A 25427-nucleotide genomic window follows, 5' to 3' on the forward strand; every position below is an offset into this window, starting at 1 on the left:
GGTTCAGGCGCCCAGAAAGCTTGCGACGGCCCGGGCTTCGCGGCGGCCCTGTTCGCGTCCGGCGATGGCCGAATCGATGCGGCAGCGCGGATCCAGCGGATTGGGTCCGAACGCCGCGAGGGAGTCGGCGTCGGCGAACATCGCGAACGTCGCGCCGGAGAATGCCTCGATCTCGGCGGCCGGGCCCGCGCCGAACGCCGCCGGCGCGTCGACCCCCGACGGCACCAGCACCACCGCGGCGGCGCAATCGCCGGCCACCGCGAGGTTGACCGAGCTGGCCACCCCGCCGTCCATGTAGCGCCGAGCCCCGATCGTCACCGGCGGCCACGCCCCCGGCACCGCGCAGCTGGCCGCGACCGCGTCGACCAGCCCGACGCCCGACTCCCGATCGAACACGACCAGCTCGCCGGTGCCGACGTCGATCGCGGTGATCCGCAGCGCCCGCTCCGGCCAGTCGTGGGACGGCAGGCGCTGGGCGATCACCCGGCGCCGGACGGGCTCGGCCACCGTCTCGGTGGCCAGTGCCACGGCCCCGATCCGCTGCATCTGCTGCCGGGTCCGGTCCAGCGAATCGTCGTACGGTCCGGCCAGGGCGCTCAGGAAGACTTCGGTGATGTCGTCGACGTCGACGCCGGAATCGATCTCGGCCGACGACTCCGCGACTTGCCGGTCGTAGAGGGCCTCCAGTGGGCAGCCGCTGCCGATCTGCGCGGCGACGGCCGAACCCGCCGAGGTGCCCACGAGCACATCCGAATCCAGCAACGCCCGGGCGGCCGCGGGCGCCTCGTCGGCGATGCCACGCAAAACCCCTGTCTCCCAAGCGATTCCAGCTATCCCGCCGCCGGCCAGCACGAGCGCGCGCCTGGCCGTCACGCCGACGCACCGGTGTGCTGCGCGCGCTGAACCGACTCGCTGAGGTCTTCTCGACGAAGCTGATGGCTTGGCGGGTCGGGCAGCACCAACTCCCTCGTGACACGCAGCCCCGCGTCGACGTGGACCAGCTCGCCGGGCGGGATCAGGCTCCAGCGCGGGTCCTCGTCCATCCGCTCGGTGGCGAACACCACCGACGACCGGGCGCACAGCGGCTGCGACCACGCGCGAATTCGCTTGGTCTGCATATCGAAATCGGGGGCACCGTCCAGTCGCCGGTCCAGGACGTAGAGCTCGTGGGTGTCGGGGTAGCGCAGCGCCCACATGTCGGTGGCGGTGCTCAGCAAGACGTTGACCGCGTAGATCGGCACCGTCGCCGCCAGCCAGCGCATGGCGTCGACCAGGCCCGCGGTCTCGTCGCCGCCGCGGGCGCGGATCGAGCCGGTGATCAACGCGAACACCCGCTCCGAATCGGTCTCGCCCAGGACCAGGCCGTCGGTGCCGAGCTCGCGCAGCCGTTCGTCGATGTCATCCAGCCCCTCGACCACGCCGTTGTGCGCGAAGATCCGGCCGTCCTGCAGGAACGGGTGGGTGTTGCGGACGTCGAGCGAACCCGTCGTCGCGTAGCGGACGTGCGCGACGAAGGTGGTGCCGCTCAGCTCGTGCGCCTCGGTGGCGAACTGGTTGTCTTCCCAGGCCGCGATCGGATCCTTGTGCAGCTGTGGCCGGCCGTCGCGGTCGAAGACGCCCAGGCCGCTGCCGTCGGGGTTTTTGCGGCTCTGCTGGGACAGGCTGTCCGGGGCGTTGAGCAGCCAAAAGGTCGCTGTGCACACGTCCGTCCCGGCGTGCAAGCCAAAAAGTCGGCACATGATTCCGACCGTACCGAAGGCGGTCCAACGCCTTTCAGCGCGCCAACCCGGGCGCGGCCCGGCCGGTGATCAGCGGCAGATCGAAGAAGCTTTGGATGCCGGCCGGGGCCGCGCAGGTGGCGGGCACCGCGTTGACGCAGTGCGCGGCGGTCGCGACGATGCCGGGGTTGCTCTGCAGCCCCGCCTCCACGGTTTCCGGCTGCCACCCCTTGACCGTCACGAAGGTGTCCGGGTTGCCGCGCACCTCGATCTCGTAGCGCTCCCCGGCCGGCCCGAAAGACCAAGGCGGGTCGAGGTTTTCGGATCCCATCAGCCAGTTCACGGTGATCCGCACGACCACCGCGTCGCCCACCAGCGCCTCCCAGTGGAAGCGGCGCCCGGCGACCTGGCCGGGCTCGATCGACCCGATCGGCGAGTCGATCGGCGCGGTCGCCACCGCCACCTCCTGCGACGACCGGATGGGGCCGGCGGCAAAGCCCAGCTGGTCGACGCAGAGCCGGACCGACTGGGTGAAGCCGCCGTCGAGCAGCTTTTGCATCGGCCCGGTGAGCGCGCTGTCGGGCGTGCCGCCGAAGCCCATCACATAGCGCAGCACATCCGGTGCGCCATAGGTACGCAGGTCGGAAAACTCTTCGGCGCGAACGTAAGTCACGCCCGTCGACATCACCGACAGCAGCAGCGGAAACAGCTCGGTGGCCGCGCCCGGCCCGATCCCGGCGCCGTGCAGCGTCGCGTTGCCGGCCTGCGCGGCGACTTCCAGTGGGGCGCCTTCCTTTTCGCTCGGGTAGAACCATCCGAGCGGGGTCACGACATTCTTGCCCGAGCGCAGCAGCGCCGCGACTTCCTCGACGCTGGGCAGCAGGGGTGCGTAGATCACTGCGTCGGCGTCCAGCGCCAGCACCTCGTCGATGCTGTTGGTCGCCGTGACGCCCAGCGGTGGTGTGCCGATGATCTCGCCGACGTCCTTGCGGGCCTTGGCCTCCGAATGCACCCAGCAGCCCACGAGTTCGAGCTCGGGATGCTCCAGCACTCCCTTGATGGCCGCGGTGCCGACCGATCCGGTCGCCCACTGAACGACGCGCAGGCTCATGTCGCCGGCCCTCTCAGTCGCGGGCCTCGACCACCCAATAGCCGTGCTCGGCGTATCGCGCCCGGATGGCCTTCTTGTCGTACTTGCCCACGCTGGTACGCGGAATCTCGTCGACGAACGTCCACCGCTCGGGCAGCCACCACCGGGCCACCTTGTCCGCGAGGAACTTTCGCAGCTCCTCGGCGCTCAACGACGAGTGCTTGGCGACGATGACGGCCAGCGGCCGTTCCTGCCACCGCTCGTCGGGCACCCCCACGACGGCGGCCTCGAGCACCTGCGGGTGCCCGATGAGGCAATTCTCCAGCTCCACCGACGAGATCCATTCCCCGCCGGACTTGATCACGTCCTTGGCGCGGTCGGTCAGCGTGACGAAGCCTCGCTCGTCGATGCGGCCGACGTCGCCGGTGCGCAACCAGCCGGAGTCGAACTTGGAGTCGTCATGGCCGAGGTAGTAGGAGCCGGCGATCCACGGGCCGCGGACCTCCACCTCGCCGACGGCCTCGCCGTCGTTGGGCAGCGGCGTGCCCTCGTCGTCGACGATGCGCATCTCCACGCCGCCCACCGGCTGGCCCTGCGTCGCGCGGAACGCCCAGTGCTGATCCTCGGGCGTTCCCGGCGGTGGCCACGCCATGGTGGCCATCGGCGAGGTTTCGGTCATGCCCCAGAGCTGACGGATCTGGACGCCGTGCTTTTCCTCGAACGTGCGCATCAGCGACACCGGAACGGCCGAGCCGCCGCAGACCACCAGGCGCAGCGACGACATGTCGTGCTCGGGGTCGTCCTCCAGGCGGTGCAGGACGTCGTTCCAGATGGTGGGCACCGCGCCGGCCACCGTGGGCCGCTGGTTTTCGACCATCCCGATCAGCGAGCGGGCGTCGAGGTGGCAATCCGGGAGCACCAGGTCGGCGCCCGCCAGCAGCGCCGCGTACGGCAGCCCCCACGCGTTGGCGTGGAACATCGGCACGACCGGCAGCACGCTGTCGATGGCCCCGACCCCGATGCCGTTGGTGGTGCATGCCGCCATGGCGTGCAGGAAGCTCGAACGATGGCTGTAGACAACGCCTTTCGGGTTGCCGGTGGTGCCGCTGGTGTAGCACATCGCGGCCGCGGACCGCTCGTCGACGTCCGGCCACGCGAAGTCGGGGGATTCGGCGTCGATCAGCTCGGCGTAGTTCAGCACGGTCTTGCCGGATCCCTCCAGCGGCCCGGCCTGTCCGTCGTCGCCGACCACGATCACCGTCTCGACGGTCTTGAGTTCGCCCAGCACCGGGGCCAGCAGTTTGACCAGCGACGCGTCGACGAGCACGACCCGGTCCTCGGCCTCGTTGGCCACGTAGGCGATCTGCTCGGGGAACAGCCGGATGTTGAGGGTATGCAGGACGGCGCCCATCGACGGCACCGCGAGGTAGGCCGCCAGGTGTTCGGCGTTGTTCCACATGAAGGTCGCGACGCGCTGATCCCCGGCAACGCCGAGGCGGCGCAACGCGTTTGCCAACCGGGCAGCCTGCTGGCCCAGCTCGCGATGGGTGATCCGCCGGTAACCGTCGCCGGTGGCGGTGGTGACCGTCCGCGCGCCGTGGACGCCGCAGCCGTGCCGCATGATGGCGGCGATCGTCAACGGAAAGTCCTGCATCGTGCTGTCCATCGAGGTACCGCCTCACTCTCTCGGCGCGACACCGCCACCTCTGCGGTCGGGCGAATGCTATCGCCGCAGGCGGCTATGAGAAAACGGGTTCCCCCGACAATGCGCGTTTTAAGCGCGAGTCGCCGGGCCGGCCCGGCGAAAGCTCAGGCGAGGGCCGGCTCCCACTGCGGCAACTCGGGCACGACCCACTCGGTCGGCGTCTCGCTCTCGTGCACCGGCGTCTCGATGCCCAGGGCGACGATCGAGGCGACCGGCGCCACGGTCACGATGCCGGCGTAGTCGGCGATGTAGAGGTATTTCGCGTCGGCGCTCTCGACCACGCACGAGGGCTGGCCGGCGACGCCGATGGTGCCGACGACGTCGTGGGTGAGCGTGCACAGCACCGTGACGCCGCCGTCGCTGACCAGGTAGGCGCGGTCGCCGTCGCCGCTGAGCGTCAGGCCGGTCAGGATGCCGATCTCGCCGATCTTGCGCGTGCCGGTGACCTTGGCGGTGCGGGTGTCGACGACGTCGATCACCGCGCCCAACTCGGGCGCGCAGCTGGCCACGTACGCGAGCGCGCCGTTGGGGCTGAGCGCGACGTCGCGGATCGGCAGGCCGATCTCGACGGTGCCCAGCACGCGCGGCCGGGACGGCGCGCGGGTGTCGATCACGACGAGCTGGCCGCCGGCGGGACCGTTCGTGGCGACGTACAGCCGCCCCCCGTCGGCGCTGACCCGCACGCATTCGGTGGTGGTTCCGGGCCGGTTCGCCCACGCGACCTCCGCCACGCGGCCGGTCCTGGCGTCCAGGACCGCGACGTCCGCACCGCCCGCGCCGTTGCGGCTCGCGTAGACGTAGTTGCCGTCCGGGCTCACCGCCAGGTCGCTCACGCTGTGCGCCAGCGGATGGGTGGCGACCACCGTGTTGGTCGGCACGTCGACGACCCCGATCGAGTCGTAGGCCGGGGTCACGGTGCTCACGTAGGCGCGGCTGGGGTGGTGGCCGGCCACGGCGAGCGCGAACGGCTCCGGCAACCCCGCGACGGTCTGCACGACGCGGCAGGTCTCGGTGTCGATGACCGAGACGCTGTCGTCGGCATAGTTGGCCACCATCAGCCGGGTGCCGTCGGGGCTGGCGGCGATGCCGCTGATCGGGCCCTGCTGCACGGCAATCTGGACGACGATCGGGAACCCGGCCGCCGCTCCCAACTCGATGACCCCGCCGTCTCCGGCCTGGTGTCGGTGGTTAACTGCGAGCATGCTGGCACCGCCTCTGCTGTCTTGGTAGTACGTCCGGATCCCTTTGACGGGCGCCCGCGCCCTGCCCGAACCGAACCCCGCCACCCGTAGATGGCTGCTTGAAGAGAAATTTTACCGAGCGAATTTCGCCGAAAAAGAATTCAATATCGGCACTGTTGGACACGTCACACCCACCGCCCGACGCGCGCTTAAGAGATATTTATCGGCGACGCCGGCGCGCGGTCGCCGGCGAACCGAATTCCGGCAATTACCAGCGCTTTCGGCCGCCGGGCGAACCGGAAGTGTCACCCCTGGCCGGGACCGATAAATAAGGACCTCTTAGAATTCCCGGCCAAAAGAGGTCAATGTCACATTTTGCGAATTTCGGCGCGTCGGTTGCGAAATTAATTTTTGCCGACGGCGCCCGCGTCAGAGCGCGTCGTGGTCGCGTTCCCCGGTCCGGATGCGAATCACCTGCTCCACCGGCGATATCCAGACCTTTCCGTCGCCGATCTTTCCGGTGTGCGCCGTGCTGGCGATCGCCTCGACCACCCGCTCGGCGAACTCCGCATCGACCAGCACCTCGACGCGGACCTTCGGGACGAACTCCACCACGTACTCGGCTCCGCGGTACACCTCGGTGTGTCCGCGCTGGCGGCCGTAGCCCTGCACTTCGGTGACGGTCAGGCCGAGCACCCCGACGGACTCCACGGCGTGCCTGACATCGTCGAGCGTGAACGGCTTGACGATCGCGGTGACCAGCTTCATGGCGCCACCACCGGCTCAATCGTCCGCCGTCTCGACCGGCTCGGCGGCCACCACCGGGGACCGCGCGGCCGCCAGCGGCTCGACCCGCCGGCCCGTGACGAGCGCTTCGTCGGGGTATGCCTCTTCGTCGTGGACGCCGAGGTCACCGGTTTCCAGGACCTCGTCGGGGAGCCGCAGCTTCATGAAGAGGCCCAGGACCTTCAGGATCACGAAGGTGACGGCCGCGTCCCAGACGATGACGGTGGCCGCGGCGCCCGCCTGGATCAAAATCTGCTTGGGATGGTGGCCCCACAGCCACCCGGAGAACGTGACGTCGGATCCCGCACTGCCACCGAGGTATTCGACGATCTTCGGGTCGGCGAGGACCCCGACCAGCAACCCGCCCGACAGGCCGGCCACGCCGTGGGTGTGGAAGACGCCCAGGGTGTCGTCGACCTTGTGGAACAGCCTGGTCTTGCCGAGCCAGTTCCAGGACATCCAGACGATGGACGAGGCGACCACCCCGATGATCATCGCGCCGAAGCTGTTGACGAACCCGGCCGCCGGGGTGATGGCGACGAGGCCGGTGATCATGCCGTTGATCGCGCCGAGGAACGTGGGTTTGCGCTGCCTGCTCGCGAAGATGTCCCACAGCACCCAGGTGAGCAGCGCGACGGCGGTGGTGAGGTTGGTGTTCAGCACCGCCAGCGACGCGTCCGCGCCCGAGAAGTACGGGTCACCTCCGTTGAACCCGTTCCAGCCCAACCACAGCACGCCGGCGCCGACCGCGGCCAGCGGCAGGTTGTTGGGCACCGCGCGCTCCCGGTCGCGCGCCAGCCTCGGTCCGATCACCGCGGCGGCGACGAATCCCGTTGTGCCGGCGGCCAGATGGATGACGTAGCCGCCGCTGTAGTCCAGGGCACCCGCCTGGGCCCACCAGCCGCCGCCCCACAGCAGGAAGGCGTTGACCGAGTAGGCAATCGTCGACCACAGCGGCACGAAGACGAGCCACGCTTTGAAGCTCATCCTGCCGATCACGCTGCCGAGAAACAGCAGCGGCGTGATCGCGGCGAACACGAATTGGAAGTAGGCCAGCGTGGTCTGCGAGAAGCGGAACTTCGGCATGGTGCCGTCCAACAGCGGGATGACGGCCTGTCCCTGGTTGTTGCTGGACAGGATCGTGTGGGGGATGCCGACGGCCGCCCTGAGGATGCCCGGGCCGAGCTTGAGCGGCTCGCCGAAGCCCATCTTGAAACCCCACAGCACCCACACGACGAGCACCAGCGAGAACCCGGTGAAGGCCATAAGCATGGTGTTGACGGCCCACTTCTTCTGCACGATGCCGCCGTACAGCACGGCGATGCCGGGGATACTCATCAGGCCGACCAGGGTCGCGGCGACCAACTGCCACGCGTTGTCTCCGGGGTTCAGCCAATCGGGATAGGGCAACATGGTTCAGACACACCCCAATTCGAGCCATAGGCTATAAATCAGCTGCGGTGCGAAGTGACGCCGTAGACGGGTGAAGCGTCGGCCCCATATGTTGCGGCCGTGTGTTCGGCGTTTTAAATGTTCATTTCGTTCGGCACGGCTGGTGCCGACCCCGCTAGCTGAACTGGGTCCGGGGCCGGGACAGCGCCACGCCGTCGACGCTGATGTCGAGTTTCTCGTTGTAGAAGGCCACCAGGCCGGCGATCTGCCCGACCGCGGGCAGCGGGTAGTGGTAGGTCCACGCCAGGTCCGGATGCGTGGTGTCGCCGGCCCGCACCGACCAGTAGCCCGACGTCACTCCCTTGTACGGGCACAGCGTCTGGGCGGGGCTGGGTTCCAGATGCTCGAACGCGATGTCGGTCGGATCGATGTAATACCTTGTGGGCAAACCAGTTTCGAACAGCAGCACCGGAGACCCGGTGTCGGCGAGGGTGATTCCGTCCAGCTCGACGCGGACGTGGCGGTGGGAGCGCAGCGCGTCCACCCGCGAATACGGGTTGCGGGGGTGGCCGTAGATCGGCTCGTCCTCCTCGAACCACCGCAGCGGATCCCACTCGAAGCGAACGGTGCCCGCCACGGGGCCGTCACCGGCGTCGAACACCCGCGCCGCCGAGCGATGCGTCCGGCCGGCGCCGACCAGCGAGTGCAGCCGCGACGGGCCGAGCTGCACCTTCTGCGGGTGGTCCTCGTCGACGAGGAACTCGGTGCGCACATCGGCCAGCGGGATGTAATAGGCCGGGTAGTAAGGCAATTCCCACACATAGCGGGCGGCGGTGGTGTCGAAAACCAGCTCGTGGCCGAGGTAGCCGCGGACGCGGCGCGGCGCGGGCTCGATGCGTCCGCGGGCGGCGGCCATTTCGGGATAGTCGCGCTCGGCGCTCATGGCTGGTCCTTCGAGGCGAGCCCGGCCGGCGCGTTGGCGATGGCCCGGTGGATGGCGTCGGCGAGCGCCAGCGCGCTCTCCTCGGTGAGCTCGAGGGCGACCCGCGCCGACGGGCCCAGCTCCGGGTTGATCACGTCGATGTTGACCGTGTGGCCGTACGGCGCGTGCACGGGGTGGTCGACGTACACGGTGGCGGCGCTGGCGCCGAACCACCCCGTCGCCCCCTTGCCGCTCCCGTCGACCTGCACGCGTTCGGTGAGGTAAGTGCACATGCCTTGGTACGCCTAGCCTTTCAGGTGGGTGGCGAAGAACTCGTCGATGCGGCGCCAGCCGTCCACCGCCGCCTCGGGCCGGTACGCCGGCCTGTCGACGGAGAAGAACGAGTGGCCCGCGCCCTCATAGGAGTGGAACTCGTGCGGTTTGTCGAACTTGGTCAGCTCGGCATCCAGGGCCGCCACCGCGGGCGGCGCGGGGAAGCGGTCGTCGGCCCCGAACAGCCCCAGCATCGGGCAGCTCAGGTTCGAGGCCAGGTGCAGGATCGGTTGCATCGCCTTGGGCATGCCCTCGGGCAGGTCCTCGACGATGAACGCGCCGTAGCAGTCCACCGCGGCGTCGAACGGGAGCGAACACGCCGCCAAAAACGCGTGCCGCCCGCCCGAGCAGTGCCCGATGACCCCGAACTTCCCGTTCGCCCCGGGCAGCGAGCGCAGGTGCTCGACCGCACCCGCGACGTCGCCGACCAGTCGTTCGTCGGGGACCCCGCCGGCCGCGCGCACCGTCGCCGCCGCGTCATCGGGCGCGGCACCCGGGGCCTCGCGCGAATACAGGTTGGGGGCCACCGCGTGGTAGCCGCTGACGGCGAGCCGGCGGACGAACTCCTTGGTTTCCCGGTCGTAGCCGGGCATGTGGTGGATCCACACGATCCCGCCGCGCGATCCCTCGGCGAGCGGCTCACCAATTGGGCAAGCCCGATAGGCCTCGATCTCGTCGCCGCCGTGGCCGGTGATGGTGACCGTTTCGGCGCGGATGGCGTCAGGACTGGGCGCGTTCATCGCTGCTCCTCTTCGCGGGGTGCGCTCCGACGACACCAACGTAGCCCAACCGCGCCAGACACATCCGATCGCGCGTGCAGGAAAGACAGTTGACTGACGATATGCTCGTATGTGACGATATCGTCAAGTATGGAAGGGGTCAGCGCTGCCATGAGCACCATCGGCGAACCGGGCACAGGGCCACCGCGCCCCCCGCATCGAGCGTGGCCGGGCAGCGCCGGGTCACCGCAGCGCAGGGTGATGCGCTGCGGCGCAACACCTTCCATAGGTTTGGGCGCCCGGTGAGGCCGGCCTGATGCGGAGCGGCCCCGGTGACGTCGCGGTCTACAGTCCGAACATCTACACGAAGTCGGCGGTGGCCGACCCGTACCCGCACTACCGCCGGCTCCGCCGGCTCGGACCGGTGGTGTGGCTGAGCGGGCACGGCGTCTACGCGCTGCCCCGCTACGCCGAGTGCAAAGCGACGCTGCGGGATGACGCGACGTTCATCTCGGGCAACGGCGTGGCACTCAACCCGATCAGCAATCGGCTGTCGCGCGGCACCACGCTCAACAGCGACGCCGCCGCCCACGACCGGCGACGCAAACTGGTTGCGCACCGGCTACTTCCGCGGGCGTTGCGCGAGCTCGCCGACACCGTCGATCAACAGGCCGCGGCCATCGTCGACGCCGCCGTGCGCCGCCGCACGGTTGACGCCGTCGACGACCTCGCCTCGGCATTGCCGCTGGCCGTGGTGCCGGATCTGGTCGGATGGCCCCGCGACGAGCGGGGACTGCTGATCGACTGGGGCGGAGCCACCTTCGACATGCTGGGCCCGCTGAATCGGCGAGCCGTCAAGTCGTTCCCGCGCAGCCTGCAGATGCTGCGATTCGCTCGCCGCGTGGTCCGCCGCCGCACCGTGCTCGAAGGCAGCATCGTCGACGAACTGCTCACCGCGGTCGACGCGGGGACCGTAAGCCGCGCGCAGTGCACGGCGCTGATGATCGACTACATCGCGCCGTCGCTCGACACCACCATCAGCGCCATCTCAAACGCCGTCTACCTGTTGGCCAGCCTCCCCGAGCAGTGGCGACTCCTCAGGGACGACCCGGGTCTGATTCCCAACGCGGTCAACGAGATCGTGCGTTACGAATCGCCGCTGCGCGCGTTTACCCGGCTGGCCCGGCGTGACACCCAGATCGCCGGTGCCGCCATTCCGGCGGGCGCGCGCGTCCTCGTCATCTACGCCTCGGCCAACCGCGACGAAAGCGAATGGGAAGACCCGGACACCTTCGACATTCGCCGCGATGCGGGACGACACCTGGGCTTCGGCAACGGTGCGCACGCGTGTGCCGGCCAAGCCCTGGCCCGCCTGGAGACGGCCGCCATGCTGCGCGCGCTGATCGATCGCGTGGACCGCATCCACGTCAGCGGCCAGCCGACGTGGGCCGAAAACAACATCATCCGACGGCATCGATCGCTGCCGGTCACCCTCGAATCGGCCTGAGGACTCGGCTCACCCCACCTTGATCGGCACCGTCACGGATTCGGTGGTGGCGGGCAGCCGCGTGGTGTCGACGACGAGGATCTCGCCGCTGTCCTGGGTGCCGTTGGGCAGCATCTTGGGCCTGAGCTGAAACGGCGGCGAGTCGGAGGCCAGGCCGGCCAGCCCAAAGTCGCTGTCGTTGGCGAGGATCAGCGTGTTGCCGCCGTCCCGGCTGATGACCCCCTCGATATGGTCATGCCCGAAGAAATTGCCGTCGGCCGAGAGCGTTCGCACCAGCTCCCCCACATCGAGCTTGAGCGCCTTGGTGGCGAGCGTGATCCCGGCGGCCTTGAGCTTCGCGGCGGCCGCCGCATCGGTGCCGACACCGACGAAGGTCTCGACGGGAACGCCGCCGATCAGCAGCCCGCCCGCACCGGCCTGATAGGTGGCGCCCGGCGCCGTCGAGTGCGGCCCGACGTCGGTGGCCCCGGAGATGTCGGCCACGTAGATCTTCTTGTTGCCCTTGGGCTGCGGCGCGTCGTCGCGCTCGTCGATCAGGAACGTGGTGGCGCTCAGGGCGGTGATTTCGGAGACCGCGACCTTCGTCTGCTGCGGGTCGGCGAGCGGATAAAGGTACTCGCGCACGTCGCCGCGGTTGGCCAGGTTGATGGTCACGATCCGGGTCAGCGGAACGGACCGGGACGAGCCGGCCAAGCCCGGGGTGGCCAGGGCCGATTGCATGACGCCCACCAGCGTGCCGCCGTCGGGGGTGATGGTCAGCCCCTCCATGCCCTGATTCGGGCTGCGCAGCGCGAGCTCGGCGGGCAGGCTGCCGTCGAACGGTGAAAGACGTTCCAGCTCTTTGCCGTTGGCGTCGAAGTGGACGACGAACGGGCCGTACTCGTCGGACACCCAGAACGTGCCGTCGGGCATCGCGACCAGACCCTCGGTGTCGAGCCCGTGATCCGAACGCGGCAGCGGGTTGCCGTTGAGGTCCACCATCGATTCGCCGGTGGCCGCCCGCGGGTCGATGAGCCCCACCAGCGGCACGCCGTCCTTCCCGGTCAGCGTGATGATCTGCTCCAGCGAGGCCACGCCGCGGGCCAGTTTGAGCTTGGCGATCTGCGGATGGAAATTCGGTACCGGAAGCACCTTCTCGCCCGGGGTGCGCCCGTCGACGTTCGGTCCCCGATCGGACAGGCCGTAGATTTCGTCGGTGCTGCCGGGCACCGCGGCGATCGCGGAGCCGTGCGCGTTGGCCTGCACCGCGACCTCGCCGACGATCAGCAGCGGCGCCTCGTCCTCGGCGTAGAGCCTGACGGCGTGGCTGACGGTGACCGGAAGCTGATCCGTGCCGGTGAAGCCGGCGTCCGGCGTGTAGACCATCGACCCGTACGCGCCGTACGCGATGTTGCCGTGCGCGGGCTTGCCGAAGGCCACCGGCGTGACGCCGCTGGTAGCCGCCAACAGCTGCTCGGGCGAGATCGTCAACACCCTGCCCGCGCCGGTGCTCAGTTCCTTCAGCGACGGCACCGACAGCGACGGCGCGGGATCCGACGAGCAGGCCGCGACGGTGATCAACGCCGTCGCCGCCGCGAGCCACCCGGGCAGCGATGTCGGGCGAGGTGATGCCATGGAGCCGATCTTTGCGCTTTTACCGCCGCTTATCGCGCACTTTGTAGGTAGACGGCCACGACTTTCGGGACTCGTCGCCGGTGAGGGGCGTTCCCATCCCGCCGACCTTGACGTTGTAGGCCTCCTTGCCGGGGCCGACCTCGCGGTTGGCGTGTTCCTGCGCCAGGTAGTAGAGCTCGTCGATGGTGGCCTCGTCGTAGGCGACGAACGACGTCTCGCGGGCGACGTCGTCGATGCCCGCCAGCATCCGGTCGGGCAGCACCCGCGACGCCAGCGCCGCCACGCCCAGCAGCGAGAACGGAATGACCCAGTAGCAGACGTACGACAACGGGGCCGTGTCCTGCAGGCCGGCGTTGGGGTCCACGATCGGCGGGATCACCGACGACACGGTCATGCCGGCGAACGCGGCGATCCACACCCAGGTCAGCGCGCTCACCATCCGGGCGAACAGCTCCGTCTTGACGACGTCGTCGGGCTGCTCGCCGGCGGCCGCCGCACGCGCGAACGGCTTGCCGGTCAGGGAGCCGACCAGGGCGACCGCGAAGGCCCCGGCGTTCCCCAGCGGCAGTATCCACCGCTGGTTGAACGCGTCATCGAGCGACAAAGCCAGCACGGTAAGAACCACAAGCACTGCCGCGGAACCGATTTGGAATGCCTCCCACGGAGTTCCCGCCCAGCGGCCCAACGCGATCACCGCGACGGCGAGCGCCAGCGCGACGAGCGCGGAGGCGACGAACGGAACGTTACCGACCAGCACCCAATAGACGATCCACGGCGCCAAGCAAAAGAGCATGCCCACGAGGGGTCAGTTTATGGGCGACGGTTCGCGGTGGTCTCGGCGGTGGGTTGCATCCCATTTTCCGTGCCGGGCTTCATCTTCAACTCGGCTGCCAATGACGCTCGTGAAAGTTTCAGAAATATTGCCAAGTCGCCGCGACCCCTTAACTGTGATAAACCATCGACTGCGCTGACTATTAATTGACCTCGGGGAGGACAACAGCATGGCTATCGCACGTGGCTTGGCGACAATCGCCGTGTTTGCCGGTTCAGCGGTCGGCTTGGCCGGCACGGCTTGGGCAGACTCACCGACGATGAACGGCAGTTACAACGCGACCTCGACGTCGCCGGGTGGTAAAGCCGTTGTCACCTCTTGGACGGTCAGTTCCTGCGGTGACGGATGCGTTTATGTGAAGGCCGGGGCGGGAGGTAGTCAGGCGCGGTTGGTCGACGGTCAATGGGTGCTCGACGGCGAGAATGACTTGATGTGCCCGGACGGTAGCTATCTTCAAATGGCCACCGCCTCCCACATGACGTGGGATCCCAGTAGCCTCGTGGGCACGTCGACAATCTCTTACCTGATCCCGGCCTGTGGCCGGCCGGCCGGATATACGCAAACCAACAAGCTGGAAATCAAACAGGCATCTTGACGCGGGCACCGGGTCGTCGCGACCCAAAGTCCTATGCCCGGCAAAGGATCTCGCCGTGGGGGATTGACAGCCAGCCGTCTGGCGCCGCGGCCCAGGCCCGCCACGCCGCTGAGATCTCCTCGAGCTGGGCGGTGGTGGCCAGACCCAGGGCCAACAACTCGCGAGCGACGCCCGAATGAAGGATACGGTCGGCCCACATGCCGCCCCACCAGTCCCTTGCGGCGGCGGTCGCGTAGCACCAGAGGCTCCCGGTCGGCGTGACGTGGTCGAAGCCGGCCTCGAGCGCCCAGGACAACATCCGCCGGCCCGCGTCCGGTTCGCCGCGGTTGGCGCGTGCCGCCTGCCGATACAGGTCCCGCCAAAGATCCAGCGCGGGAAGCTGCGGGAACCAGACGAAACCGGCGTAGTCGGCGTCTCGGGCTGCCACGATCCCGCCTGGGCGACAGACCCTTCTCATCTCCCGCAGGGCCTGCACCGGGTCGGCGACGTGTTGCAGCACCTGGTGGGCATGAACGACATCGAACATGCCGTCGGGGAAGCCGAGCTGGTGCACGTCGGCCGTCGCGAAGGAGACGTTTGACAGATCGCGGCGCTGGACCTCCGCGCGAGCCATGTCGAGAACATTGTCGAAAAGGTCTACGGCCAGCACCAGTCCGGGCGCGACGCGCTCGGCGAGGTCGGCGGTGATGGTGCCGGGACCGCATCCGATGTCGAGGACGGTTGATCCCGGCTTCAGGTGCGGCAGGAGGTAGGCCACGGAGTCCTCAGCTGTGCGTCGCTGATGACCGCGGAGCATCGATTCGTGACGCTCGGCCGAAGGTTCGTTGTTCACTGTGCGGTCCCCTGTTGTGTGGTGCCCCCAGTCGGACTCGAACCGACACTGGGCGGATTTTAAGTCCGCTGCCTCTGCCAATTGGGCTATGGGGGCCCGGCGGCGAATCTAGCGCGCGAAGCGCGGTCGCGGGGCGCCGCATCGCACCCGAAACCGGCGAAATTTTCCAGATGCGAGCCCGGCGCCGCTGGCCTAGGATGCGCGCGCGGCGCGCCGTTTGATCGTTTGCCGGCGAATCTCAGATGACAACGCTATGTCGGCCGACAGGACCTTGTTAAAACTGCCCGCGCCAGCGTTAAAAAGCCGTAAACGCCCGTCACCCTAGCCTTTTCCGTCGGGAATGTGGAGTCGTGCCTCGTTAACCTTACGCCGACGCACAGGAGCCGTTACGCCATCACACAGGTCGATCGCCCGCCAGGGAGATCGGCATTTTCCGAACACTAGGAGCACTAGATGTCATTTCTGACAGCAATCCCCGAAGAGTTGCTAGCAGCGGCAGCGCAGCTGGAAGGAATCGGCAATTCGCTGACGGCACAGAACGCGGGTGCCGCGGCACCGACGACCGCCATCGCTCCAGCCGCCGCCGACCCGGTATCGGCCCTGCAGGCGACGATCTTCGGCACCTACGGCAGCATGTATCAGCAGCTCGCCGCCGAGGCTCAGTCGATCCAACAGCAGTTCGTGAGCACCTTGGGGTTGAGCTCGGGCACCTACACGCAGACCGAGTCGGCCAACGTGGCCGCCACGACGCCCGTCGATCTCATCAACCAACTGAGCACGTTCCTCGGCGGTCCGGGCAACAGCGTCGGCGGCAACCCGTTCGGCTTGTCGAGCAACGCGGCCAACTTCCTGAGCTTCGAGGGCGGCAACTGGGCGTCGGCCATGTCCGACTGCCTCGGCATGGCCGGTGGCGGGCTGCTTCCTGCCGCCTCGGCCGACGCGGCCGACGCGGGCGACGCGGCCGGCGCCGCGGCGGGCGCTGCGGATGCCGTCAACGTGACCGCGCCGGCCGGCGGCATGGGCGGGATGGCCGCGATGCCCGTCGGCGGGCTCGGCCAGGCGACCATGGTCGGCAAATTGTCCGTGCCGCCGAGCTGGGCGGGCACCTTCACCCCGGGAGTCAGCCCCGCCACCGCTGTGCAGACCGTCGGGTGGACCGGCGCCGCGCCGCAGGCCGGCCCCGGGACGATCGTCCCCGGAATGCCCGGGTTGGGCGCAGCCGCGCGCAACAGCGCGGGCTTCGGTGCACCGCGCTACGGCGTCAAGCCGATCGTCATGCCCAAGATCAGGGCCGTCTAAGCCAGCGGGCCGTCACGTAAACCCCACCAACTTCAGACAACAGAAACGGACACAAAAATGGTTTTCGATTTTGCGGCTCTGCCCCCCGAGATCAACTCGGCAATGATGTACACCGGCGCCGGTTCAGGGCCACTGATGGCGGCAGCGACGGCCTGGAGCAACCTGGCCGCCGAGCTGAGCACCACCGCGTCCTCCTGGGAGTCGATCATTGGCAACCTGACCGGCGAGCAGTGGACCGGCGCGGGCTCGGCGGCGGCGGCGGCCGCAGCACAGCCCTACGTGAGCTGGCTGACCACCACCGCCGCGGCGGCCGAGCAGGCGGGTGCGCAGGCTACGGCGTCGGCGGCCGCGTACGAGGCGGCCTTCGCGGGTACGGTGCCACCGCCGGTGATCGCCGCGAACCGTGCCCAGCTGGCGGCGCTCGTCGCGACGAACTTCCTGGGCATTAACACACCGGCGATCATGGCCACTGAGGCTCTGTACGCCGAGATGTGGGTCCAAGACGCGATCACGATGTACACCTACACCGCCGCCTCCGCGGCTTCCGGTGTGCTGCAACCGTTGACGCCGGCATCGCCGACGGCCAGCCCGGCCGCGGCCGCCACGCAAGGTGCCGCGGTTTCGGCGGCGTATGCGAACGCCGGCGCGAATCCGGCGGCGAGCCTGACCGGGATCCTGGGCAATTTGGGGTCGCTGATTGACCCGACGCAGCCCTTTGGTCTGCCGGTCTGGAACTTTGTGCAGGCCAACTTCCCCCAGGCGGCGAACCTCATCTCGGCGCTCGACGGTCTGGGCGGCACCCTGTTCAACTTCAACCTCGTCCAGCAGGTTGGTGTCACCGCCGCATGGTTCGTCGGCAACACGATTCCGACCGCGGTGTCGTTGGGCCACACCCTCGCTGCCGCCGCACCGGCGGCGACGGCGAGTGACGTCGCGCCGCTGGCCGGCGGCGCGGTGATCGGGGAAGGCGCCCTGGTGAACAGCGTTACCGGCGGCGGCGCATCGGCCGCACTCGGCGAGGCCTCCGCGGTCGGCGGCCTCTCGGTGCCCGCGGGCTGGTCGTCGGCGGCCCCGGCGACGTTGGCTTCGTCCACTGCCCCGCTGGAGGGTTCCGGTTGGACCGCGGCCACCGAGGCCGAGCCGGTCGCGGCCATGCCCGGCATGCCGGGAATGGCGGGTGCCGCCAAGGGCGCAGCCGCCTACGGCTCCGGCCCACGGTACGGCTTCAAGCCCATCGTCATGCCCAAGCAGGTTGTCGTCTGATCCCGACACCAGGGAGGCAAAAAAGAAAGGATATGTCACCCGTTCGAGGCGAGCGCGTAACCGCTGCGCCTTAATCACAATCGACAAGACTTCGTCAAGCTGAAGGCTTCCAAGACAAGGAGAAAGAAGACATGGCAACACGTTTCATGACCGATCCGCACGAGATGCGGGCGATGGCGGGCCGTTTCGAGGTGCACGCTCAGACCGTTGAGGACGAGGCTCGCAAGATGTGGGCGTCGTCGATGAACATCGCTGGTGCCGGCTGGAGTGGCCAGGCGCAGGCGACCTCCTACGACACCATGGGTCAGATGAATCAGGCCTTCCGCAACATCGTGAACATGCTGCACGGTGTGCGCGACGGGCTGATCCGCGACGCCAACAACTACGAGCAGCAAGAGCAGGCTTCCCAGCAGATCCTCGGCAGCTAGCTCTCAAGCGCTGTCGTCCCCAACTTTCCAGGACTTGAAAGGACCTAAAACATGACCATCAATTACCAATTCGGCGATGTGGACGCCCATGGCGCGACGATTCGCGCGCAGGCGGCGTCGTTGGAGGCCGAGCACCAGGCCATCGTTCGCGATGTGTTGGCTGCTGGTGACTTCTGGGGTGGCGCCGGTTCGGTGGCGTGCCAGGAGTTCATCACCCAGTTGGGTCGTAACTTCCAGGTGATCTACGAGCAGGCCAACGCCCACGGCCAGAAGGTGCAGACCGCCGGCAGCAACATGGCCAGCACCGACAGCGCCGTCGGATCCAGCTGGGCCTGACACCGCACGTTCCGCAGCGGGGCCGCACACCGATCGGGTGTGCGGCCCCGTCGCTTGTCCGCCCGCGCTACCCGGCCACCGGAGAACGCGGAAACATGCTGGGGCGGAACCCGATTCGCTGGACCGCACCCTCGGACTCCCGGCCGACCATGCCGCCCAGCGGCAACTTGGAAATCCCCGCGGTGGTGGGTGATGACGCGGGTGCCGCGCCCCAGCCGCCCGGCATGGCGTTGGCGTCCAGGGCCGGCAGCGGCGTGACCGACGAGACCGCGTCGGCCCACGTCGGCGGCACCGACAGCGTGCCGAGCGAAGGAGCCTGACCCACGCTCGCCGACGCGCCCGCACCCAGACCACCAAGGGGCCCAAGGTTTCCCAGACCGCTGACGGCCCCGCCGTCGGCCCCCTCGAGCGATCCCAAGCCCGCGAAGTCCAGGCTCAGGCCGTACCCGTCGAAGCCGAGCCCCGCGCCATCGGCGCCCAGGCCGGCACCGTCACCGCCGAGCCCCGCCAGGTCGGAGCCCAGGCCGATCGCATCGAGGCCGACGCTGCCGGTATTGCCACTGAGCAGAGGCGTCAGGCTCGCGGTCAATCCGGACAGCGCACTCGCGCCGGTGCTGGCACCCTTGGTGGCGGTTTTGCCCGTCGCCCCGGTGAGGCTCGACAGCGCACTGAGCGGGGCCGAGGCCCCCGACGAGCCCAGCGACACCGCGGTGCCCGCCGCCGCCGGCGACAGCCCGGTGCCGGACGCGGCCCCCGGGGTCGCCAGGGTCTGCAGCGTTTGGGGCACCGACGACATCAACTGCGAGGTCGCCGTCTGGGCGTTGCTGCCGACCTGTGCGCCTGCCTGCCCGGCGACGCCGCCCGGGTTGGTCGTCTGCGGCGGCGAGGTGAAGGCCGAAAACGCCGACGCCGCGGCGGAATTGGCGGCGTAGCCGTACATCGCCGCGGCGTCTTGCGCCCACATCTCGCTGTACTCGGCTTCCGTGGCCATGATCGCGGGCGTGTTCTGCCCGAAGATGTTGGTCGCGATCAACGCCATGAGCTGGGCGCGATTGACCGCGATCAGCGGCGGCGGCACCGTCATGGCGTACGCCGTCTCGAAGGCCGCCGCGGCCGCGGTGGCCTGGGTGGCCGACTGCTCGCATTGCGCGGCGGTCGCCGTCATCCACGATATGTAGGGGGTCACCGCGGCCGCCATCGACAGCGAGGTCGGCCCCAGCCAGGACTCGTCGGTGAGGCCGGCGATCACCGACTGGTACCCGCTGGCGGCATCGGCCAGCTCGGCGGCCAGCGATTCCCACCCCGCCGAAGCGGTCAACAAAGTCCCGGGCCCCGGCCCCAGATACATCCGACCGGAATTGATCTCCGGTGGCAGCGCGCCAAAGTCCATCGCCCGTTCCTATCCTTTGCTCGAGTTTGCTGGTTCAGTGATCCGGAATTCGCGTCCGCGGCGCCGATGCCGCGGACGGCCGTGGTGAGCGCGGGCACGTCTACACCGCGGGCGGTGCCCGGCCGCCCGGGTACGGCGACCGCGAGGCAGCGCGCCGGCCGACGGGCGGACACCCCCGTCGATGCCGCCGGCATTGCCCGCTCGACCGAAACCGGGCCGGTCATTTTTCCGCCCCGAGTCCGTGCGTCGGCAAAGCCGAAACGCCCCACACTCAGTGCCCGTCGCAGCAGCCGCGCCTGGTGGTACGCACAATAGTCCTGCTACGAAACTCATTGAGGGATACCAATATTCGTAACATCACGTAACGTCACGTTAACGAGATTCGGGACGCCGTTGTCCTCGGCCGTCGAGCAAACCTGTCCGGCTACGACGGCATCTGCTGAAGCGCAGCGCCTGATGGTCAATGAATTCCGTTCGTATGGCTGTGATTTGGGGCACTACCGCCCGAAGCGCCTCCGCCTTGTCAAACCAACATCCATGCATACCAGTATTTTTGGATAATCATCTCACCTCAAGTACGCCGATGCGACACATATGAAACACATATTTGAGCGTGTCCTTATGTGAGCCACAAAACAGCGTTTTATTTGAGAACTCTATGAGGTCCGTGACAATGACATGTGCGCTTGGGAGAATGTAGGAACATGACCGTGATGACGGGACACGCAGGCAGCCAACGGCCACGCCAGGCCATCCTGGGGCAGCTGCCCCGCATTTATCGTGCCGACGGCTCACCCATCCGGGTTTTGCTGGTCGACGACGAACCCGCGCTGACCAACCTGGTCAAGATGGCGCTGCACTACGAGGGCTGGGTCGTCGACATCGCCCACAACGGGCGCGAGGCCCTCGCGAAGTTCGAGAGCGTCAACCCCGACGTGCTCGTGCTCGACATCATGCTGCCCGACGTGGACGGGCTGCGGATCCTGCAGCGCATCCGCGAATCCGACGCCTACACCCCCACGCTGTTCCTCACCGCGCGCGACTCGGTCATGGACCGCGTCACCGGGCTCACCGCAGGCGCGGACGACTACATGACCAAGCCGTTCAGCCTCGAGGAACTCGTCGCGCGACTGCGGGGGCTGTTGCGCCGCTCCACCCAGCAGACCCCGCCGGCGGCCGAATCCCTGAAGATCGGGGACCTGCACGTCGACACCGCCAGCCGCGAGGTCAGCCGCGGCGGCACACCGATCTCGCTGTCGTCCACCGAGTTCGAATTGCTGCGCTTTCTGATGCGCAATCCCCGCCGCGCGCTGAGCCGCACCGAAATCCTGGACCGCGTCTGGAATTACGACTTCGCCGGCCGCACCAGCATCGTGGACTTGTACATCTCGTATCTGAGGAAGAAGATCGACTCCGGCCGCGAGCCGATGATCCACACCGTCCGTGGCGTGGGATACATGCTGCGACCGCCGGAATGACCGGCGCGGGACACCACGCGTCCAGGGACCGTCCGCGGTGGCTTCCCCGCTCGCTGCGCCGCCAGTTGCTGTTGGGCGTGTTGGCCGTCGTCAGCGTGGTGCTGGTGACGGTCGGCATCGTCTCGGTGCTGAGCCTGCGCGGCTACGTCACCGCGATGAGCGACGCCGACGTCGACCAATCCCTTGACGCGCTGACCAATTCGTACACCAGATACCGCAACGGCGAACACCCCGCCACGCAACGGGGCGCCCAGCCGGTCGCGCAGGCGATGCTCGAATTCACCGATCAAACGCCGGGCAACCTCATCGCCGTGCTGCACGACGGCAAGGTGATCGGCTCGGCCGTCTTTTCCGAAGCCGAAGCGCGGCCCGCGCCACCCGACGTCGTCCGCGCCCTGGAAACGCAGTCCTGGCCCGACGCGCCGCCACGAACCGAAAAGCTCGGCAGCCTCGGTTCCTATCGCGTCGACAGCCGCGTCAGTGGTTCCGACCTCCTGGTGGTCGGCGTGTCGCTGGCCCGGGCCGACCAGATCATCGTTCGCAAGCAGCTGACCACCACCACGCTTGTCGCGGTGGCCCTGACGGTCACCGCGGGGCTGACTGTCTGGGTGGTCGGGTCCACCCTGCGCCCGCTGCGCCGGCTCGCCGCGACCGCCGCCGAGGTCGCCGCCATGCCGCTGACCGACGGCGACCACCGGATCAGTGTCAGGGTGCGGCCACAGGACACCGACCCGGACAACGAAGTCGGGATCGTCGGGCACACGCTGAACCGGTTGCTGGACAACGTCGATAGCGCGCTGGCGCATCGCGCCGAGTCCGATATGCGGATGCGCCAGTTCATCACCGACGCCAGCCACGAGTTGCGGACGCCGCTCGCGGCGATCCAGGGCTACGCCGAGCTGACGCGCCAGGACAGCTCGGCGCTGCCGCCGACCACCGAATACGCGCTGGCGCGCATCGAATCGGAAGCGCGGCGGATGGCGGTGCTCGTCGACGAGCTGCTGCTGCTGTCGCGCCTGGGCGAGGGCCAGGATCTGCAGACCCAGGACGTCGACCTGGCGGACCTCGTCATCAATGCGGTCAACGACGCCGCCGTCGCGGCGCCCACCCACCAGTGGGTCAAAGACCTGCCCGACGAGCCGGTGTGGGTCCGCGGCGACCACGCCCGGCTACACCAACTGGTCAGCAACCTGCTCAGCAACGCGCGGGTGCACACACCGCCGGGCGTCACGGTCACGACCGGAATCACCTGCCACCGCTTCGGTCCCGAATCTCCCTATGCGGAACTGACCGTGGCCGACGACGGGCCCGGCATCGACGCGGACCTGATGCCCCGGCTGTTCGAGCGGTTCGCCCGGGCGGACACGTCCCGGTCCAACGGCTCGGGCATCGGGCTGGGCCTGGCCATCGTGAGTTCGATCGTCAAGGCCCATCACGGCTCGGTGACCGCCGAATCCGCGGATGGCCGAACGGTTTTCCGGGTGCGGCTGCCGCTGATCGAGGATTCAACGCCGGATGCAGCCGCCCGCCCCAACGGCGTGTGATCGCACAGATCGCCAAACGTCGATCAATATTCCGTCAAGAGAGGCGGATACGACGTAGGGATTCCGTAACCGCGAGGATTTGGGGGCGGCACCCGCGTAACTTCTCCTCGTACACGCCGGGACCGGAACAAGGAGCTTCTTATCGACGATCCATCCCCGGGAATGGCCGCCTGGCTGCAAATCGCCGCCATAGCGGTCCTCGTTGTGGCCCTGCACGTGCCGCTGGGCAACTACATGGCGAGCGTCTACGCCGATACGCGGCATTGGCGCATAGAAAAGCTGTGCTACCGCCTGATCGGGGCGCAACCCGACGACCAGCAGCGCTGGGTCAAATACGGGACCTCTGTGCTCGCGTTCTCCGCGGTCAGCGTGCTCTTCCTGTACGCGCTGTTGCTGACGCAGACGCGGCTGGCGGAGCCGTGGGGGCGCAAGGGCATGACACCGGCGTTGGCTTTCAACACTGCAATCTCGTTCGTCACCAACACCAGTTGGCAGAACTACCCCGGCGAAACCACCCTTGGTCATGTCGGGCTGCTGACCGGTTTGGGTGTGCAGGCGTTCGCCAGCTGCGCGGTCGGAATGTGTGTCGCTGTCGTCCTGATCCGTGGACTTTCGCAGCAGCGGCGCGAACAAATCGGCAACTTCTGGGTCGACCTGGTGCGGACCGTGCTGCGGATTCTGATCCCGCTGTCGATCGCTGTCACCGTGTTGTTGATCGCGCTCGGCGCGACCAACAACATGCATGGCGCACAGAGCATCACGACCATAGCGGGCGGGCATCAGCGCATTCTCGGCGGACCCGTGGCCACGTGGGAATCGATCAAGCTGATATCCGGTGATGGTGGCGGCGCCTTCAACGTGAACAGCGCGCACCCCTTCGAGAACCCGACGCCGCTCGCCAACGTCGTCGAAATCGTTGCGATGCTGATCATTCCGGTCGCGCTCATCAGGACCTTCGGAGTGATGGTCGGTGATAAGAAGCAGGGATGGGCTCTCTTTGCCGTGGCCGCAATATTGTTCGCCGTTGGCACCGGTGCGGTCGCCGCGTCGGAGTTCGCAGCGCATGGCACCGTGATCCAGTCCGCCGGAGCCGCGACCGAAGGAACCGAGGCACGGTTCGGCGTGCCCGGCAGCGCCATCTTCGGTCAGGCCGCGACGGCCAGCGCTGACGGCGCAGCAAACTCCGCGTATGACAGCTTCGCGGGCGCCGGCGGGGCGGTGCTGATGCTCAACATGATGCTTGGCGAAGTCGCGCCCGGCGGTGCGGGCAGTGGGCTCTACGGCCTGGTGATGATGACCCTGCTCGCGGCCTTCCTCGGCGGCCTGATGATCGGGCGTACGCCGGAATACTTGAAGCAGCAGCTTCATTCCCGCCACATGAAGCTGATTAGCCTCTACATACTGACCCTGCCCGCGGCGGTCCTGGTCGGCACGGCGGTCGCCGTGGCGCTCCCCGGCGAACGCGCCGCCATGCTCAACACGGGTCCCCACGGGCTTTCCGAGGTGCTGTATGCCTTCACGAGCGCCGCGGCAAACAACGGCAGCGCCTTCGCCGGATTGTCCGGCAACACCACCTGGTACAACGTCGGGCTTGCCCTCGCGATGGTGGTCGGACGGTTCCTGCCGATCATCGTCGTGCTCGCGCTCGCCGGCACTTTCGCCGCGCAGCGCGCCGGTGTCATCACCGCGGGAACCCTCCGCACACAAGCGCCGTCGTTCGTATTCCTCATCGTCGGCGCGACCCTCATCATCGTCGGGTTGGAGTACCTGCCGGCGCTGGCACTCGGCCCAGCGGCCGACGCGCTGCGCAGATGAGTCCGCGGCGGCGCTCCTACCGTCTGGCGGCCTCGAGACGGTCATAGGCCTCCCACCAGATCGCCTCGCGCTCAACGACTGAGATCGCCCCGCTCGCCAAGAGATCGTCGGCGCGGACCAGCATGTCGGCCAGGGCTCGGCACTCGGTGTGGCTGCGCCGCCCACGCGCGTCTGCGGTGTTGGGCAACAGGATGACCAACATCGACCTGACGGGCACGCGCAGGGGCCCGGCCCGCAGGAACAGCAGGGCGCCGATGCCCACGTACGCGACGACGAAGACCGCGAGCACCTCGTCGGGCGAGACGCCGGCGTGGCCCAGCAGCATGATCGCAAGCAACCCGAGCGCAGCGCCGGTTGTCGGCCACCCCCGCCACAGCCGCGCCATCCGACGGTCGGCGGCGGTGCTGCCGGGCGGGTAGAGGATCAATCGGTCGCGTTGCGCGCCGTATCTACCAACCGTGGCATCGAAGGATCCCCACTGGTGAGGTCCGTCGAGCAGCCGCGACCACCACTGCGGTCGCGCCGGGGCGCTCTCGGTCGGCTGGCGGATGCTCGATTCGGCGTGTCGCTGCTCGGCTTTTCGCATGGGCTTCGGTTTACGCCCAATTCGCAACGCCCACTAGCAATCCAAACGACATCTATACGGGC

24 protein-coding genes and 1 tRNA gene are annotated in these 25427 nt (G+C 68.2%); 9 read left to right on the forward strand and 16 right to left on the reverse strand.

Annotated features, from left to right (window positions below; genetic code table 11):
* Window positions 1–3: 3 nt before the first annotated feature.
* The 10 genes from AWB89_RS06045 to AWB89_RS06090 all read right to left on the reverse strand — a co-directional run bounded on the left by AWB89_RS06045 (window position 4) and on the right by AWB89_RS06090 (window position 9867).
* On the reverse strand, window positions 4–873 hold the full coding sequence (locus AWB89_RS06045) for a patatin-like phospholipase family protein (RefSeq protein WP_085172206.1): 870 nt from the start codon (window positions 871–873) through the stop codon (window positions 4–6).
* Window positions 870–1739 (reverse strand): class II glutamine amidotransferase, encoded by an 870-nt coding sequence (locus AWB89_RS06050; protein WP_085099399.1) that lies wholly within the window; start codon window positions 1737–1739, stop codon window positions 870–872. Before AWB89_RS06050 ends, AWB89_RS06045 begins: the two co-directional genes overlap by 4 nt.
* Before the next feature lie 34 nt (window positions 1740–1773).
* Entirely contained in the window at window positions 1774–2829 is a 1056-nt protein-coding gene (locus tag AWB89_RS06055) for an NAD(P)H-dependent amine dehydrogenase family protein (protein ID WP_085172207.1), read from the reverse strand.
* Between the two features lie 13 nt (window positions 2830–2842).
* A complete protein-coding gene (locus tag AWB89_RS06060) occupies window positions 2843–4474 on the reverse strand; it encodes a long-chain fatty acid--CoA ligase (protein WP_085172208.1) in 1632 nt (543 codons plus the stop codon).
* Window positions 4475–4617: 143 nt separating this feature from the next.
* Entirely contained in the window at window positions 4618–5715 is a 1098-nt protein-coding gene (locus tag AWB89_RS06065; protein ID WP_085172403.1) for a YncE family protein, read from the reverse strand.
* A gap of 408 nt (window positions 5716–6123) precedes the next feature.
* Window positions 6124–6462 carry a P-II family nitrogen regulator gene (locus AWB89_RS06070; protein ID WP_085099390.1) on the reverse strand — a complete coding sequence of 113 codons (339 nt, stop codon included), beginning with the start codon at window positions 6460–6462 and terminating at the stop codon, window positions 6124–6126.
* Window positions 6463–6477: 15 nt separating this feature from the next.
* A complete protein-coding gene (locus AWB89_RS06075) occupies window positions 6478–7893 on the reverse strand; it encodes an ammonium transporter (RefSeq protein ID WP_085099387.1) in 1416 nt (471 codons plus the stop codon).
* 154 nt (window positions 7894–8047) lie between these two features.
* Window positions 8048–8815, reverse strand: coding sequence for a DUF427 domain-containing protein (locus tag AWB89_RS06080; RefSeq protein ID WP_085172210.1), 768 nt, complete (start codon window positions 8813–8815; stop codon window positions 8048–8050).
* Window positions 8812–9087, reverse strand: coding sequence for a DUF6295 family protein (locus AWB89_RS06085; protein WP_085172211.1), 276 nt, complete (start codon window positions 9085–9087; stop codon window positions 8812–8814). Before AWB89_RS06085 ends, AWB89_RS06080 begins: the two co-directional genes overlap by 4 nt.
* A 12-nt stretch (window positions 9088–9099) precedes the next feature.
* A complete protein-coding gene (locus AWB89_RS06090) occupies window positions 9100–9867 on the reverse strand; it encodes a dienelactone hydrolase family protein (RefSeq protein WP_085172213.1) in 768 nt (255 codons plus the stop codon).
* Window positions 9868–10162: 295 nt separating this feature from the next.
* Here AWB89_RS06090 and AWB89_RS06095 point away from each other — a divergent pair, with 295 nt between their 5' ends.
* Window positions 10163–11353 (forward strand): cytochrome P450, encoded by a 1191-nt coding sequence (locus AWB89_RS06095; protein ID WP_085172215.1) that lies wholly within the window; start codon window positions 10163–10165, stop codon window positions 11351–11353.
* Window positions 11354–11362: 9 nt separating this feature from the next.
* Here the strand turns inward: AWB89_RS06095 and AWB89_RS06100 are convergent, their stop codons facing one another.
* Both AWB89_RS06100 and AWB89_RS06105 read right to left on the reverse strand, forming a co-directional pair.
* Window positions 11363–12967 carry an esterase-like activity of phytase family protein gene (locus tag AWB89_RS06100; RefSeq protein WP_085099361.1) on the reverse strand — a complete coding sequence of 535 codons (1605 nt, stop codon included), beginning with the start codon at window positions 12965–12967 and terminating at the stop codon, window positions 11363–11365.
* Window positions 12968–12986: 19 nt separating this feature from the next.
* The gene (locus tag AWB89_RS06105) at window positions 12987–13766 is read right to left on the reverse strand and encodes a hypothetical protein (protein ID WP_085099358.1); all 780 of its coding nucleotides are present in this window, start codon (window positions 13764–13766) and stop codon (window positions 12987–12989) included.
* A 202-nt stretch (window positions 13767–13968) separates the two neighbouring features.
* Between AWB89_RS06105 and AWB89_RS26915 the strand changes: the two genes are divergently transcribed.
* Window positions 13969–14394 carry a hypothetical protein gene (locus AWB89_RS26915; RefSeq protein WP_139830715.1) on the forward strand — a complete coding sequence of 142 codons (426 nt, stop codon included), beginning with the start codon at window positions 13969–13971 and terminating at the stop codon, window positions 14392–14394.
* A gap of 31 nt (window positions 14395–14425) precedes the next feature.
* Here the strand turns inward: AWB89_RS26915 and AWB89_RS06110 are convergent, their stop codons facing one another.
* Both AWB89_RS06110 and AWB89_RS06115 read right to left on the reverse strand, forming a co-directional pair.
* Window positions 14426–15190 (reverse strand): methyltransferase domain-containing protein, encoded by a 765-nt coding sequence (locus tag AWB89_RS06110; RefSeq protein ID WP_085099355.1) that lies wholly within the window; start codon window positions 15188–15190, stop codon window positions 14426–14428.
* Between the two features lie 55 nt (window positions 15191–15245).
* Window positions 15246–15322, reverse strand: a tRNA-Leu gene (locus tag AWB89_RS06115).
* A 357-nt stretch (window positions 15323–15679) separates the two neighbouring features.
* Here AWB89_RS06115 and AWB89_RS06120 point away from each other — a divergent pair.
* From AWB89_RS06120 to AWB89_RS06135, 4 genes are all read left to right on the forward strand, one after another.
* Complete coding sequence (locus AWB89_RS06120; protein ID WP_085099352.1) at window positions 15680–16525, forward strand: PPE family protein, SVP subgroup; 846 nt, start codon at window positions 15680–15682, stop codon at window positions 16523–16525.
* 57 nt (window positions 16526–16582) lie between these two features.
* Entirely contained in the window at window positions 16583–17788 is a 1206-nt protein-coding gene (locus AWB89_RS06125) for a PPE family protein (RefSeq protein WP_085099349.1), read from the forward strand.
* Window positions 17789–17919: 131 nt separating this feature from the next.
* A complete protein-coding gene (locus AWB89_RS06130) occupies window positions 17920–18216 on the forward strand; it encodes a WXG100 family type VII secretion target (protein ID WP_066914021.1) in 297 nt (98 codons plus the stop codon).
* Window positions 18217–18267: 51 nt separating this feature from the next.
* Window positions 18268–18552 (forward strand): WXG100 family type VII secretion target, encoded by a 285-nt coding sequence (locus tag AWB89_RS06135; protein ID WP_085099041.1) that lies wholly within the window; start codon window positions 18268–18270, stop codon window positions 18550–18552.
* A 67-nt stretch (window positions 18553–18619) separates the two neighbouring features.
* Here AWB89_RS06135 and AWB89_RS06140 read toward each other — a convergent pair whose 3' ends face one another.
* Complete coding sequence (locus tag AWB89_RS06140) at window positions 18620–19942, reverse strand: PPE family protein (RefSeq protein WP_085172217.1); 1323 nt, start codon at window positions 19940–19942, stop codon at window positions 18620–18622.
* Window positions 19943–20646: 704 nt separating this feature from the next.
* Between AWB89_RS06140 and AWB89_RS06145 the strand changes: the two genes are divergently transcribed.
* The 3 genes from AWB89_RS06145 to kdpA all read left to right on the forward strand — a co-directional run bounded on the left by AWB89_RS06145 (window position 20647) and on the right by kdpA (window position 24779).
* A complete protein-coding gene (locus tag AWB89_RS06145) occupies window positions 20647–21420 on the forward strand; it encodes a response regulator transcription factor (protein ID WP_085099342.1) in 774 nt (257 codons plus the stop codon).
* A complete protein-coding gene (locus tag AWB89_RS06150; protein WP_085172219.1) occupies window positions 21417–22964 on the forward strand; it encodes a sensor histidine kinase in 1548 nt (515 codons plus the stop codon). The genes AWB89_RS06145 and AWB89_RS06150 overlap by 4 nt, the downstream gene beginning before the upstream one ends.
* A gap of 162 nt (window positions 22965–23126) precedes the next feature.
* The gene (kdpA, locus tag AWB89_RS06155; RefSeq protein WP_085172221.1) at window positions 23127–24779 is read left to right on the forward strand and encodes a potassium-transporting ATPase subunit KdpA; all 1653 of its coding nucleotides are present in this window, start codon (window positions 23127–23129) and stop codon (window positions 24777–24779) included.
* A gap of 16 nt (window positions 24780–24795) precedes the next feature.
* On the opposite strand, the gene AWB89_RS06160 is transcribed toward kdpA, so the two are convergent.
* Entirely contained in the window at window positions 24796–25365 is a 570-nt protein-coding gene (locus tag AWB89_RS06160) for a DUF6611 family protein (RefSeq protein ID WP_085172223.1), read from the reverse strand.
* Between the last annotated feature and the right edge of the window lie 62 nt (window positions 25366–25427).

It is taken from the genome of Mycobacterium paraense, from assembly GCF_002101815.1.
GTDB lineage: Bacteria > Actinomycetota > Actinomycetes > Mycobacteriales > Mycobacteriaceae > Mycobacterium > Mycobacterium paraense.